The organism is bacterium, assembly GCA_035549195.1.
In the GTDB taxonomy this organism is placed as follows: Bacteria; Oederibacteriota; Muellerivitia; order Muellerivitales; family Muellerivitaceae; genus DASZRK01.
The window spans coordinates 1-14,864 of the sequence record DASZRK010000063.1; the positions used below are offsets into that span (position 1 = coordinate 1).

9 protein-coding genes and 1 tRNA gene are annotated in these 14,864 nt (G+C 58.5%); 8 read left to right on the plus strand and 2 right to left on the minus strand.

Translation table 11 applies throughout. From position 1 onward, the window contains the following. Both VHE12_11375 and VHE12_11380 read left to right on the plus strand, forming a co-directional pair. A partial coding sequence (locus VHE12_11375; protein HVZ81377.1) for a thioredoxin family protein occupies positions 1 to 364 on the plus strand: 364 nt, incomplete at its 5' end. Positions 365 to 437: 73 nt separating this feature from the next. Beyond that, the gene (locus VHE12_11380; protein ID HVZ81378.1) at positions 438 to 3,761 is read left to right on the plus strand and encodes an EAL domain-containing protein; all 3,324 of its coding nucleotides are present in this window, start codon (positions 438 to 440) and stop codon (positions 3,759 to 3,761) included. 1 nt (position 3,762) lies between these two features. Here the strand turns inward: VHE12_11380 and smpB are convergent, their stop codons facing one another. Continuing rightward, positions 3,763 to 4,227, minus strand: a complete 465-nt coding sequence (smpB, locus tag VHE12_11385; protein HVZ81379.1) for an SsrA-binding protein SmpB — start codon at positions 4,225 to 4,227, stop codon at positions 3,763 to 3,765. Beyond that, a complete protein-coding gene (gene rnr, locus VHE12_11390; GenBank protein HVZ81380.1) occupies positions 4,193 to 6,265 on the minus strand; it encodes a ribonuclease R in 2,073 nt (690 codons plus the stop codon). The genes smpB and rnr overlap by 35 nt, the downstream gene beginning before the upstream one ends. Before the next feature lie 150 nt (positions 6,266 to 6,415). Here rnr and VHE12_11395 point away from each other — a divergent pair. From VHE12_11395 to VHE12_11420, 6 genes are all read left to right on the plus strand, one after another. Continuing rightward, positions 6,416 to 6,502: transfer RNA gene (locus VHE12_11395), tRNA-Leu, on the plus strand. Positions 6,503 to 6,724: 222 nt separating this feature from the next. Beyond that, a complete protein-coding gene (locus VHE12_11400; GenBank protein HVZ81381.1) occupies positions 6,725 to 9,310 on the plus strand; it encodes a pitrilysin family protein in 2,586 nt (861 codons plus the stop codon). 2 nt (positions 9,311 to 9,312) lie between these two features. Continuing rightward, positions 9,313 to 9,615 carry a YggT family protein gene (locus tag VHE12_11405; GenBank protein HVZ81382.1) on the plus strand — a complete coding sequence of 101 codons (303 nt, stop codon included), beginning with the start codon at positions 9,313 to 9,315 and terminating at the stop codon, positions 9,613 to 9,615. A 224-nt stretch (positions 9,616 to 9,839) separates the two neighbouring features. Continuing rightward, positions 9,840 to 12,185: an OmpA family protein gene (locus tag VHE12_11410; protein ID HVZ81383.1), complete on the plus strand. Its 2,346-nt coding sequence runs from the start codon at positions 9,840 to 9,842 to the stop codon at positions 12,183 to 12,185. Positions 12,186 to 12,263: 78 nt separating this feature from the next. Continuing rightward, entirely contained in the window at positions 12,264 to 13,568 is a 1,305-nt protein-coding gene (locus VHE12_11415) for a sugar ABC transporter substrate-binding protein (protein HVZ81384.1), read from the plus strand. Positions 13,569 to 13,607: 39 nt separating this feature from the next. Further along, positions 13,608 to 14,864 carry a sugar ABC transporter permease gene (locus VHE12_11420; GenBank protein HVZ81385.1) on the plus strand — a complete coding sequence of 419 codons (1,257 nt, stop codon included), beginning with the start codon at positions 13,608 to 13,610 and terminating at the stop codon, positions 14,862 to 14,864.

A 14,864-nucleotide genomic window follows, 5' to 3' on the forward strand; every position in this document is an offset into this window, starting at 1 on the left:
TATCAGCTCCAATGATCCTGGGACCCACCCGGATGATTCCCCGGAAAACCTCAAGACAATGGGGGAGACCTTGGGCTTGAATTTCCCCTTGGCTTTCGATGCTTCCCAGGATGCTGCCAAGGCTTTCCGCGCCGCCTGTACCCCTGAGTTCTATCTTTTCGACCGGGACCGGAAACTGATCTACCGGGGTCAGCTGGATGACAGCCGTCCCAAAAACCAGGTTCCTGTTACGGGAAATGACCTCCGGGCCGCCTTGGATGGCGCCTTGGCCGGAAAGCCGCTTTCTGTAGAACAAAAGCCGGGCATCGGCTGCAATATCAAATGGCGGCCGGGGAATGAGCCTGATTATTTCCTCCATGGATAAGGCCTGGCTCGTAGTAAAATGTTAGCCCATCCCGTTGCACCGGAAAGGGCCACTATTGAACCTTCCTCATCAATTGAAAAGCTTCATTGATGACGTCCTTTTGAAGGCCGTGGCGGAGTTGGGCGAGGGGATCCTCGTCTTGGACCCGCCCCGGGTCCTTTATGCCAACGAGACCTTTTGCAAGATCAGCGGTTTCTCCAGTGACGAGTTGACCTCCTTCGAGTCTTTTTTTGACCTCCTTTCCGTTGAAACCCGCAAGACCATCCAGGAAAAATTGGACCATCACCTGAAAAGCGGGAAGGGGTTTGTGCGCCATGAGGGGGTTTTCATGGCCAAGACAGGAGAGCCGCTCCAATTGGAATGGACCATCAAGGCCTTCTTGGACGGTGGCGATAAGAAGATCGTTTCCATCATCCGGGACGTCACCGAGCAGAAAAGCCTCAGGGAAAGCCTCCGGTCCCAGGATCTCCAGTACAAGCTCCTTTTCCAGAGCAATCCCCAACCCATGTTGATCTACGACCTGGAGGATCTCTCGATCCTGGCGGTCAATGACGAGGCGGTCCAGAAGTACGGATATACCCCCGCTGAATTTCGTTCCCTGAAATTGCCGGATCTCCGGGACCCGAAGGACCTCGGGGAGTTGATGCGGAAGGTTGATCAGATCCGCGACGGACTTTCCGTGGTCCATGAGATTGTCCGCCATCGAACGAAGTCCGGCGAGATCCGGGATGTGGAGATCATTTCCCATACCATCGAGTTCGAAGGTCGAAAGGCCCGCGTCATCATGGTCGATGATGTTACGGAGCGTCGAAAGGCCGAAAAGGCGCTGACGGAAAGTCAGGAAAGGCTTCGGACGGTTGTCACCGGGGCCCCGGTGGTCCTTTTCGCCATCGATCGGAATGGGATCTTCACCCTTTCGGAGGGTAGCGCCCTCAAGCGTCTTGGCTTCGCGCCGGGACAAGTGGTCGGCACTTCCGCTTTCGACCTTTACCGCGATAATCCGGGGATCGTCCAAAGCTTGAAGCGGGCCTTGTCCGGGGAAGAATTCTCCGAATTCCTAGAGACGGGTGGCCTGGTCTTCGATACCCACCTTTCCCCGGTCCGGGACGCCCAAGGAGCCGTGGTGGGAGTGAACGGATTCTCGGTGGACGTGACCGAACGGCGCTCCATGGAGAGGGTCCTTCAAAAACGGATGGAATTCGAGAAGCTCATCACAAGCCTTTCCTCCCACTTTATCAACCTGCCACTGCCCCAGATCGACGAGGGAATCCGCAACGGGATCGGGTCCATCGGTCGGTTCATTGGGGTCGACCGGGTCTTCATGTACGTCGTCCAGAAAGAAAAGAGCCCGAACCCGGCGTTTGAGTGGTATTCGGAAGGGGTGGACCCCCTTTCCGATGAGGTCTCGGGGATCTCTCTTGATTCCTTCCCGTGGTTCTCCGAAAAGCTGGGCCAGGGGGAGGCGATCCAATTGGTCTCCTTGGAGGAGCTTCCGGCGGAAGCCTCCGCGGAAAGGGAATTCCTGGGGCGCAGGGGTGTCCGGTCCATCGTGGCGGTTCCTTTGGCGACCGCCGGAACATTGATCGGATTCCTGACCTTCAGTACCACCCGGGCGGCGAAGACCTGGACGCCTGAGGACTTGGCCCTTTTCAAGATCACGGGCGAGATGTTCGCGGGCGCCTTGATGCGTAAGAGGAACGAACAGGCCCTTTTGGAGAGCGAGGGGAAGTTCCGGGTCCTTTTCCATAATGCCTTCGACAGCATCTTTCTTTTCGCCATCCGGCCGGATGGGAGCCCTGGTCCCATCCTGGAAGCCAACGATGTGGCATGCGTCAAATTGGGTTACGCCAGGTCGGAGTTGCTTGGGAAGACCTTCCAGGAATTATTCATCCAGGATGAGACCGGGGACATCCCCAAGCACCTACAAAAGCTCATTCAACAGGACCATTTGAGTTTCGAGAAGCATCAGGTGGCCAAGAACGGTCTCAAGATCCCGGTGGAGATCAACGCCCATCTTTTCGAATGGGGGGGGCAAAGACTGGTCCAGGCGATCGCCCGGGACATTACCGATCGTAAAAGGGCGGAGGAGACCATTCGCCGGCAGGCCTATTACGACCCCTTGACGAACCTGCCCAACCGGATGCTTTTCAAGGACCGCTTGGAACAGGCGATGAAACAGGCCCACCGGAACAGGCAGATGTTGGGGGTCATTGTCCTGGACTTGGACCGTTTCAAGAACATCAACGAGACCCTGGGCCATATCCTGGGGGATAAACTCTTGGTGGCGGTGGCCGAGCGGTTGCTCGAGGTCCTCCATGAAAGCGAGACCATCGCGCGCTTTGGGGGTGACGAGTTCACCCTGCTGCTGCCACAGATCAACAGCGTGGAGGAGGCGACCCAACATGCCCAGAAGATCATTGAACTATTGGCCGCGCCCTTCAAGGTCTCCAACCACGAACTCCATCTGACGACCAGCATCGGTATTTCCTTTTACCCGGAGGACGGGGAGAACGCCGAGCTGCTGCTGAAGAACGCCGAGACGGCCATGTACCGGGCGAAGGAACAGGGGCGGAACAACTATCAGCTCTACGCATCGGTGATGAACGTAAGCGCCTTCAAGCAGCTTTTGATGGAGAACAGCCTGCGCCGGGCCCTGGACCGGGAAGAATTCGTCGTGTATTACCAGCCCCAGTACGAGATCAAGACCCAGAAGCTGGTGGGGGCCGAAGCCCTGGTGCGTTGGAAGCATCCGGACCTTGGCTTGGTCTTTCCGACGGAGTTCATTGGATTGGCCGAGGAGACGGGGCTGATCGTCCCCATCGGGGAATGGGTCATCCGGAACGTTTGCGCCAAGAACAAGGAATGGCAGGAGGCGGGTTGTGAGAAGGTTTGCATCGGCGTGAACCTATCGGCCCGCCAGTTCCAACAACGGAACCTGGTGGCTTCTATTTCCCAGATCCTCCACGACACGGGCTTGGACCCGAAGTGGCTGGGACTGGAGATCACCGAATCGATCGCCATGAAGAACGCCGATTTCACCATTTCGGCACTGAACGAGTTGAAGAAGATGAAGATCAAACTTTCCTTGGATGATTTCGGGACGGGCTACTCGTCCTTGAGTTATCTGAAGCGGTTCCCCTTGGAGGCCCTTAAGATCGACCGTTCTTTCGTTCGGGATATTACGACCGATCCCAACGACGCGGCCATCGTCAATGCGGTGGTGGCCCTGGCCCATAGCCTGAAATTGACCGTGGTGGCGGAAGGGGTGGAGACGGAGACCCAATTGGAGTTCCTGCGGAACAATCATTGTGATGCGGTGCAAGGATATATCTTCAGCCATCCGCTCTCGGAAGACAATTTCCTCAAGGAACTGAGGGCGCAAGCCAAAAAGATCTGACCTAGAGACGCTTCTGGCGGGCCCTGAGCGCCCGGTCGATGTCCCGGTTCGCTTCCTTTTCCCGCAGCTTGTCCCGTTTGTCCCGGACCGATTTCCCCCTGGCAATGGCCAATTGGATCTTCACTTTGCCGTGCTTGAAGTAAAGGCGGATGGGGACCATAGAGAGGCCCTTTTCCTGGACCCGGTGGGCCAGGTTCTGGATCTCGGAGCGTTTCAGGAGCAATTTGCGGACCCGGGTGGGCTCAAGGTTATAGCGGTTCCCTTGTTCGTAGGGGGATATGTGCATCCCATAGAGCCAGACCTCGTCCTTTTCCACCCTGGCGAAACTGTCCTGGAGGCTGGCTTTGCCGTTGCGGATGGATTTGACCTCGCATCCGGCCAGGGCGATGCCCGCCTCCTGGCTTTCCAGGATGAAATAATCGTGATGGGCTTTACGGTTTTGGAGTGTTGGTGCTCTCTCGCTCATAGATCCTCGTCAAGGTCATCCGTTGCAGGACCATGTCCACGTTGGCCACGGACACGGTCATCTTATCGCCGATCAAAATGCGTCGGCTCCTTTTTCCGTTGAGGGAAAGCGACCCCTCATTGAAGGTATAGAGGTCGTCCGTCAGGCTTTCCATGGGCAAGAAGCCTTCCACTCCCAGGGCCTCCAGTTCCACGAAGGCCCCGTGGGCCGTGAGGTGCCGCACCGTGCCCGGGAAGGTCCTGCCGACCTGCCCTTCCATGAACCGCAACTGAAGGATCCTTTGGCTTTCCCGCTCGGCTTTCTCGGCCTTCCGTTCCTGCTCGCTGGTCTGCAGGGCCATTTTGTCCAGGTGACGGCTTTTAGGCGGCGGGGTCGACTGCAACCGAGCTTTTTTCAACGAACGGTGCACGATAAGGTCGGGGTAGCGCCGGATGGGGGACGTGAAGTGGCAGTAGGAATCCAGGCCCAGCCCGAAATGGCCCGCGTTGCGGGTGGCATAGACGGCCAGTTTCAGGGACCGGAGGGAGAGGGTGGAGACGGGGGCCTGCCAAGGCCCGCCTTGGACCGAGCGGATGAGTTTTTGCATCCCTTGGGGGGTAGAGAGGTCCAAGCCCTTGTGGGGGATGTGGTAGGCGTCCAGGAAGGTGGTCAGGTCCTCCAGGTCCCGGGCCTCGGGCGGCTCATGGATGCGGTAGAGGGTCGGGAAGTTCTTGCCGTCCAGGAAGGTGGCGACGGCCTCGTTGGCCGAGACCATGAAGTCCTCGATGAGCCGGTGGGTCTCCAGGCGTTCCTTCTGCTGGACGCCCACGATCTTGCCGTTCTCGATGATGGCCCGCACTTCCGGGAAATCGAAATCCAGGGAACCTTTCCGCTCGCGTTCCTTCCGGATGGCCCGGGACAAATGGAGCATGTCCTGGAGGGTGGCGGCAAAGGGTTCGTATTTGGACTTGATCTCGGGCGTGGCCTTCCCATCCAGGAAAGCCTGGACCTCTTCATAGATGCCCCGCCGTCCGCTTTGGATGACGGTGTTGCGGAACTCGGTCCCCTGCAATTGGCCTTGGGCGGTATAGGTCAGGAAGGCGCTGACGGTCAGGCGGGGGACACCTTCCCGCAGGGAACAAAGTCCGTCGGACAGGGCTTGGGGGAGCATGGGGAGCACCCGGTCGGCCAGGTAGAGGCTGGTGCTGCGGGCGAAGGCCTCCACGTCCAGGGGCGTTCCTTCGGAAACATAATGGGAAACGTCGGCGATATGGACCCCCAACCGGAGGCGACCGTTGGCCAGGCGCTCCAGGGAAATGGCGTCGTCGAAGTCCTTGGCGTCCTTGCCGTCGATGGTCAGGATGGGCAGGTGGCGCAGGTCCATGCGGCCCTCCCAGTCCTCCGGACCGGGATCGGCGGGGAAGCGGGCGACCTGGTCCATGACGGATTGGGGGAAGCTTTCCGGCCATTCATATTTGCGGATGACGCTCTTGATGTCGACGCCGGGCGCGCCGGGGAAGCCCAAAAGCTCCTCCAGCCGGCCCGCCATCAGGCGGCGGCCCTCCCCGGGCCATTGGCTGATCCGAAGCACGGCTTTTTGACCCTCGACGGGGGGAATGGGGCCCTTTTCGACCTTGGCCACCGGCAACCGTGTGTCGTCGGGTTTCAGGAAGGTCTGTCCTTGCTCGTTGAAAAGGGTCCCGACCACGGTGTTGTGGGACCGTTTGACGAGTTCGAGGCTTTCCACGATGAATTTCCCGGGCTTATAGCTGTCGATCCGGACATCGGCTTTGACCAGGTCCCCGTCGATAATGCCGTTCATTAAGCGGGGCGGAACGAAGGCGTCCTCGCTCCCGTCAGCCGGGATGAAGAAGCCGAAGCCTTTCTCATTGGCTTGGACACGGCCTTCCAGCAGGTGGGCACCCTTTTTTTGCGAAGGACCCGAGGGTTTGTGGCCCTTCGAGTGGTGGCGAGAATGCGGGCCTTGGTGTTGCCGCGGGGGCCTGGGTCCCTTGCGTTTACGGGAATTCGAATTTTTGTGACTGTGTTTCTTCGACAAATGTTTCTTCTTTCATGAAAAAAGCATGGAGCGATCTTCAGTATTTTATTTGGAACGAGGGGGGAAGCGAGGGGGAAGGGGGCCTTGCTTGACAGGTTCTCGGATGTCAATTTATACTACGGGGCCTTTTGAGACAAGCCAGATGATCTTGCGGAAGTGGCGAAACTGGCAGACGCACTAGCTTCAGGTGCTAGCGGGGGCAACCTCATGGGGGTTCAACTCCCCCCTTCCGCACCAACTCTCATTGTTCGATATTGAAAGCCGTCGGCTTTCGATGAAAAAGGGTTGGTGTAGTGCCTGTTGGGGCGCGCACCACTTTTTTAGAGTCCCAGAGCTCTTCGGGGCCTGGTCAGCATCCTCTCCCATCCTTGAACCCCTGCGTTCTTTTCCTTACCTTAGGCATGATCCCTTCGTTGTTTTCCTAATAATCCGTTCCTTAAAAGGAAAGGTTTGTAATCAATGCCATCAAAATCGATCCCCGCTCCGGGCGCCGTGACACGGTTCAAGTTCAAGAATGGAGCGACCCTCCTGGTGAAGGAAGAGCCGAACACTCCTGTGGTGGCCCTGAACTTTTGGGTCGAAGCCGGTTCCGTCGACGAAAGGCCGGATGAACGGGGAATGGCCCACCTGATCGAACATATGATCTTCAAGGGTACCCGGAAAAGGGGGGTCGGGGAGATCTCCCGCCAGGTCGAGGCGGCCGGCGGCTACCTGAACGCCTTCACGAGTTACGAGCACACTTGTTTTTATGTGGTCCTTCCCAGCGAACAGGTCCAAAAGGCCATTGATATCGAATTCGACGCCTACCAGCACTCCCTTTTCGACGCCAAGGAATTGGCGAAGGAAAAGGAGGTGGTCTTCGAAGAGATGCGGATGCGCCGTGACGATCCCTGGAGCTGGTCCTGGGAGATACTCCTGGGAATGCTGTTCCGAAAGAATCCCTATCATTGGCCGGTCATTGGCGACCTCAAGATCCTTCGAGCGGTGCCCCGAGAGAGGCTGAAGCGTTATTATGACCATCATTATGTTCCAGCCAATATGGTGATCTCAGTCGTAGGGAACGTGGAAGCGTCCAAGGTCCAACGCTGGGTAGCGGCCCAGTGGGGTCGAAAGGGGAAGGTCCTGCCGCCGGTGCGTCGGACGGCATCCGATAACGAACCGGCCGGATTGAAGCTGCGTTTGGAGGAGGGGGAAGTCCAGCAGATTTACCTATCGGTCGGGTTCCCGACCGTTGCCCTGGAACACCCTGATTCGGCGCCCCTGGAGATCCTGGCGGCACTTTTGGGGGATGGGGCCTCGAGCCGGTTCAATCTTTCCTTGCGCGAAAGGACCCAGGATGCCGACGATGTGGCCAGCGAGCATTTCTCCGGAAAATACGGTGGGGCTTTGGTGTTCCAGGCCCTGACGGACTCCTCGCGGCTCGAAAATTGCGTATCGGGTATTGGAGCGGAGATCGACCGGCTCCTGGAGGGGCCTCTTCCGCCGCAAGAATTGGAAAAGGTGAAAAATCGTATTAAATCCTCAAAAGTTTTCGAAAAGCAAAACGTGGATGGCCAGGCAAAGACCCTCGGTTTCTGGGAATTGCAGGGAGGCTATGAGAAGGAAGAAGCCTTCCTGCGAGCCTTGGATGCGGTTTCAGAAAAGGACATCACCCGGGTGGGGCGACGCTATCTGACAGCGGTCCGGGCATCGCTCCTCATTTATCATCCGAAAGGCCAAGCCCCGAAAGGTGACCGGGCCCATTGGGAAGGGGTGCTGGAGAAAGCGCTCTCCCCCAAAAACCGTCCCCGGAAGGCGGTGAAAAGAAGCCCGGATGGCCCGGCCAAGATTGTGCTTCGCAACGGCGAAACCCTTTGGTTCCGGCGCCGAAAGTCGCTTCCCTTGGTCTCGCTGGGGGCGTTCGTTCCGGGCGGGTTCAGTGAGGAAAGGCCCGAAGTCTATGGGATCACCTCCTTAATGACCAAATGCCTTCTCAAAGGAACCAGCCGACTTTCCCATGACATTTTCTCCCACCGTATCGAGAGTCTGGGGGCTCATTTGGACGCCTCCATGGATAAGGATTATTGGGGCCTGACCTTGGATTGCCTGGTACCGCAATTCGAGAGGGCTTACGAACTCTTCCGGGAAACCCTGCGGGACCCGGCCTTCCTCCCCTCGGAAACGGCCAAGGAGCGAAAGATGCAAATGGCGGCTGTCGCCCGGTTGAAGGACGATCCGGCGGAATATGCCCTCCTTCAATCCGATCTCTTGACGTTCCAAGGAACGCCCTATGCCCACGCTCCTCTCGGAGAGCCCGAGACCCTCTCCAAGATCGGTTCGGTAGCGATGCGTGATTGGCACCATCGGTTCATCAAGAAGAAACCGCTGACATGGTTCGCGGTAGGGGATATGGAGCCGGAAAAACTCTTGAAACTCCTGGAAACCGATCCGCGGGGCCGCCGCAAGCCTGGGAGGCCCGGAAGGGACGGGGGCCATCATGATGTGGCATCCAGGACCTTGCGCTTTCGGCAGGGGACCCAACAATCCAATTTGGTCCTGGGACTTTCGGCGCCCTCGTTCCGTTCGGACGATTATTTCCCTTTCCGGGTCTTGAACACCCTTTTGAACGGAATGGGGGGACGGCTTTTCTTGGAATTGCGTGAAAAAAGGAGCTTGGCCTACAGTGTCTATGCTTCCCATGACGCCGGCGCCCGGGCCGGGATCTATCAGATCTATATCGGATGCGATCCATCCAAGGCGGATTCGGCCCGCGCCGAGATGGAGCGGGTCCTCTTCGATCTGTGGACCGGGCGCATAACACAGGCCGAATTGGAAAGGGCCAAGACCTATATGGCGGGACTTTTCAAGATGGGGCTGCAATCCAACCGATCCCAACTGCTTTCCTACGCCCGCTATGAAATGGCCGGGCATGGGGCGGGGACCCTCGCCCTCGTCCCGGGGAAGATCCAGAAGGTCACCTTGAAGGATGTTCGGCGTGTGGCGGAGAAATACCTGGACACGGACAAGAAAACATGGGTCCTGGTGACCCCGCAAGGGAGGGATTGACCATGTTCGTTCTCGGGAACCTTTTTTATGCCTTGGCCCAATTGCTGGGCGGGGTCATCTTCCTCTATATCTGGGTCATTATTTTCCGCGTGGTCATCTCCTGGGTGAACGCCGATCCCTACAACGGGTTGGTCCGGTTCATTCACGCGGTCACGGAACCTGTTCTGAGTCCCGTCCGCCGCATCCTTCCGCCTTGGCGTCTCCATGGGGTGGACCTTTCACCCATGATCGTCATTTTGATCCTTTATTTTCTCAAGGCTTTCCTGGTCGCCACCCTTTACGACCTGGGGAATCATTTACGGTGAGGTTGATCCAGTTTTTTCTTCGGTCGAATTTACTGACCTGAAAGATTTTGGCAATTCCCAGTACAACATCTAGTAGGGAACAAGGCGAGGGACCGCTTTTCTCCCTTTTCGGTGGTAAGCTCTCCCAGGCTTAAAGCATTCTCTTTTCGTTAAACCCACTATAATGAGCCACCGAATGACGCATGGGCGGATCGATCCGCCTTTTGGAGCCTTGGCAGCCGATCATGAAAAAGACACCTTTCCCACACCTTACCTTCCTATGGGGCCTCGCCTTGTTCGCCGGGCCCTCATTCGCTTTGTCCCCCCAGGCCCAGCAGGATGCCTACAGCCTAGGCATGGGCCAAGCCGATTCGGCCGTGGTCGGGGGCACCCATGCCATCTCCCTGAACCCCGCCGGGGTCGCCCGTGCCAACGAGCCCATGGCCCAATTGGGGTTGGGCACCCAAGGTCCCGATCTTTTCCTGAACACTTCCGTTCTTTACCCCATGACCGACGGCACGGTCTTCGCTCTCTCCCAGTTCAGCGATTTTCCGAACCAGCCTTTTTCAAGGACCACCTACATCGGGACCGTGGCCATGCCGCTTAATACGGCCCGGGACCTCTTTTTCGGGTTGAACTTGAAGGTGCTTTCCCTCTCCGACCTCAATGGGGCCAATGTGATGCCAGGAAGCGGACTGGGGTTGGACTTGGGGATCGCCTACGATCTTCGAAGGCCCGAAGGGACCATCGCCTCCTTCGCGCTGGCCATCCAGGACCTCAGTACCGAGGTCCGCTTCGGGAACAGTTACGACCTGACCCTGCCCAGGACCTTCCTCTTGGGGGTCGCCTACCAGAACATTCCCGATACCCGCGTGGAGGCCGATTTCCAGATCGTGGACCAGACCCTCCAGAACACTCCCCTGCACAACCGGCTGCGGTTCGGTGTGGAGCATTTCTTCGAGGAAAGGCAATTCTCGGGCCGAATCGGTTATGACGATCCTTTTGATGCGGACGGCTATTTCACTTTGGGGGCCGGTTACCATCCCGCCCAACCTTTTGAAGTGACCTTGGCCTTGACCGCTGCCCCCCAAAGCGGGGACATCGGGCTGTTCTCGTCCCTGGTCTATCGTTTCGGGGAATTGTTCAAACCGACCGGGACCGTGCCGGGATCCCGCACGGAAGCATCCTCCACCATCACTTTGGGGCCTTCGGAGGACCTGACGCGGGGCGCCACTCAGGTCGGCAAGCCGATTTCGGGCGTTCCTTTACGGAAAATGTCCATCGAAGTGGATCCCAAGGTCTTCTCCCCGGCAGGGCGGCAAAAGACCACGTGGGTGAAGTTCCCCGGCAAGACGGGGCCGGGTGTCGCCCGGTGGGTGGTCCTCATCCAGGGGCAGGATGAAAGACCTTTAAGGGAATTGGGAGGCACGGGCAGTTTGCTGCCGGGATTCCTATGGGACGGCACGGATGATTCGGGACAGCCTGTCCCCGAGGGCCGCTATTCCATCGTTCTGAGGACCTTTAACGAGAAAAATGAGATGCTTTCCGATGATTCCCAAACGGTCGATATCCTCCTTCCACGCTCGAAGTTCGAGATCGCCTTGGACGATCCCTATTTTTCCCCGCTCTTGAAGAAAAGAGGAAAGAAGGAACTGACCCTTTCGGTCAACGCGGGCGGTTCTGCCGCGGTCCAGGGCTGGGATTTCGAGATCAGCGATTCCTCGACCCAAAAGGTGGTCCACCAACAGCAGGGCAAAGGGAAGCTCCCCAAGAGCCTGAAATGGAACGGCAAGGACTTGAACAACCACGCCGCCCAGGACGGCAAATACATGGCCCTCCTGACGGCCCAAGACCTGGCGGGGAACAACCTCAAGAGCGACGCGCTCCAATTCACGCTGGATTCCACGCCGCCCGAGGTCGCTTTGAAGGCGGAGAATACCTGGCTGGCTCCGTCGGACAAGACGCCGCAAAAATACACCTTGGATGTCGCCGACCTTTCGGGCGTCGAAAATTGGACGCTCGTTCTGAGCGACGAGGACGACAGGGTGGTCAAGGATTTCCATGGAAGCGGGCAACCGCCCGAGAGCGAGACCTGGGACGGGACCGATGCGAACGGCCAAACGGTCAAACCCGGGGCCTTGGTGAGCGCGGTGCTGGAAGCGACGGACAAGGCGGGGAACAAGGGTGAGAGCGATCCGGTGGAATTTCAAGTGGACTATCGCCCCCCTTCCAACCAGGAGCAACTGACGCTGAACCTGACGACCCTCTATTTCAACGCCCAAAGCTCCCAACTGACCGATTACGCCCGAAAGGACATGGACAAAGCGGCCGGTTCCATCAAGGAATACATGAACAAGAGCCTGTTGGTGGTGAAAGGCTACGCATCCTCCTCGGAGACCGGGGATCTTTTGACCCTGTCCCACGCCCGCGCGGTGGAGGTAAAGAAATACCTGGTGAAGAACCTGGGTGTCCCGGAGTCCGCCGTTTTCGCGGTGGGGTACGCCGATAAGGATTCCACCAAGAAGGGGACGACGCCCCTTTCCGAGGACCCGGACCGCCGGGTCGTGATCTCCCTGACGACCTTGCACTGAAGGAGCGAATCGCCCCCCCGGACCCCGCGATTCTGTTAAAATGCCCGGTATCCACCCAACCGGAGGCCGGTCCTTTCCATGAAGAACGTCCTTCTGATCCTCCTTGCCGCCGGTCTTTTCTTCGGTCTGAGCCAATTTTTCATCCAACAGAACCACCGGCCCCCTGACGGGCAGGTCCACCTGACCCTCTGGAACATGCCCCCCAAGTCCCTGCCCTTGGACCGGCAGCTTTGGGAGGAGGAGGTCCAAAGGTTCGAGAAAGAGAATCCGGGGATCGCGGTCGAGGGGGTCGAGCGGGAATACCAGCCCGAGGAATTCATCACCGTCATGGCGGGCGGGAAGGGTCCGGACCTGGTGAAGGTCTGGGCGGGCGCCATCCAGACCCTGGCCTCCCTGGGGTTCCTGGAGCCCATCGACAGCTATATGCAGAATTGGTCCCAGCAGGATTTCATGCCCCCCACCATGTGGCAAAGCACCCAGGTGGGAAGCCATCTTTATGGGGTCCCCTCGGACACCAACTTCCTTTTTCTTTTCTACCGTAAGGACCTTTTCACCGAAGCCGGCATCCCTGCGGACCAGCCTCCTGCGAACTGGGCCGACCTGCAGGCCGATGCACGCAAACTGACCCACCGTAACGCCGGCCAATATGGATTGGGGCTCATCCCGAAGACCTGGTATTTCCAGGACTTCGTCTGGCAGGCGGGCGGGGAGATGATCCGCATGGAGAACGGGAAGCCGCGGGCGGCCTTCGCGGAGGCGCCGGCGGTCCTGGCCCTGCAATTCTGGAAGGACCTGCGGTTCAAGGACAATGTCCTCCAGCCCGACGTGCTCATCCAGGAACCCGAGTTGCTCCACCTTTTCGCCCTGGGCAAGGTGGCCATGATGTTCGGGGTGGCGAACCAATTGCCGCCCTTGATCAGTCGTTACAAGATCGACCCCAAGACCATCGGGATCGCCCCCTTGCCGGCGGGCCCCGCAGGGAAGGCCGCGCACCTGGGGGGGAACGTCTATGTCATCAATTCCACCGCCGACGAGGATCGGAAGAAGGCGGCTTGGAAATGGATCGAATTCGACCTTTCCCCCGTCAACCAACTATGGAAGTGGACCCGGATGCGGGAATTGGGGATGGTGATCTTCCCGGGGGCCTTCAGCCCTTCGGCCCAGGTCAATAATCTACCTGAATTCCAGATGGTGGCCGATTCCATGAACATGGCCAAGTTCGAGCCCCATGTGAACGGGTGGCCGCAGGTCCGGGACCTTTTGGACTCCGACCCCCTGCAGAACATCCTCTTGGACCCGGAGGCCGATCCACGGGCCCTTTTATTGAGCTTCGCCCGGCAAGCGGACCGGGATATTTTCGCCAAGGTGCCGGCCACTCCCTGAAAAAGGGGATGGAAGGCCCACGGTTAGGAGACCTTGGGAATGGCTGACTTCAAGCCCTTTTCGATCTATGACGACGATGAGCAGAAGGACAAAAAGGTCCCGATCCCCGAGGTGCCCCAGGACCATGAGGGCGACTTGGGGCTCGAGATCGAGGATGTCCCGACCCGGGATGACGACAAGACCCGGGATGAACTGATGCGTCAATTGGGGATGGGATCCGGGGAACCCGTCGGGGAAAAGAAGACCTCCGAGGCCCTGGAACAGGCCACTTTCCTGAAGGGCGAGGCCAATGAGTCCGTCGAGGACCGGGCCAAGGCCTTGATCCGCAAGCGCCAGGAGACGGGGAAGATCCGCGACCGCCGGAAGGTCGCCTCCATCTTCGACAAACCGATCGAACCGGATAAGCCCATCCGGCCTGGCCGGGCGGCCTGGCACCCTTTCAGCTACCGGGCCCAATCCTTCTGGTTCCTTTTCCCGGCCCTGGTCCTGTTCGTCATTTTCTATCTCTACCCCATGATCCAGGGTTTCCAGATCAGCTTGAGCCATTTCAACCCGTTGGGGCACAGTCAATCGGTCGGCTGGGCCAATTACGAGCGGGCCCTCCAGGATTCTCTTTTTTGGCAGACGGTGGTCAACGCGGTCTATTTCACCCTGCTCTCCATCATCCTGGGATTCTGGCCGCCGATCTTCCTGGCGATCCTGCTCAATGAGGTGACCCGCGGGAAGGGCCTGTTGAAGTTCCTTTACCTGATCCCTTACGTGATCCCGGTGGTGCCGGCGGCCAATCTTTGGAAATGGATCTTCGATGAAGGCTTCGGGGTCTTGAACTCCATCCTGGGCGCCCTGGGCCAGCCGCCGGTGGGGTGGCTCTCGGACCCCAAGTGGGCGCTGATCTCGATCGTCCTGATGTTCGTATGGAAGAACACGGGTTGGTTCATGCTCATCTACTTCGCTTCGCTCCAGAACCTGCCCGACGAGCTCTATGAGGCCGCCGAATTGGACGGGGCAGGCTTGAAGAAGAAGGTCTTTTCCATCACCCTCCCTTACCTGGTGCCGGTCATGTGGACCCTGTCCATCATCCAGGTGATCATGACCTTCCAGATCTTCACCGAGGTCTATGTCATGACCAATGGCGGGCCCATGCACGCCACCGAGGTCATCGGGACCTACATCTACAAGACGGCCTTCGGGAGCATGGACCTGGGCTATGCCTCGGCCATGGCCATGCTGATGTTCGGGGCCCTTTTCGCCTTCACCTTCGTTCGTTTCGTCCAGATCAAACAAGTCTCGCGCTAG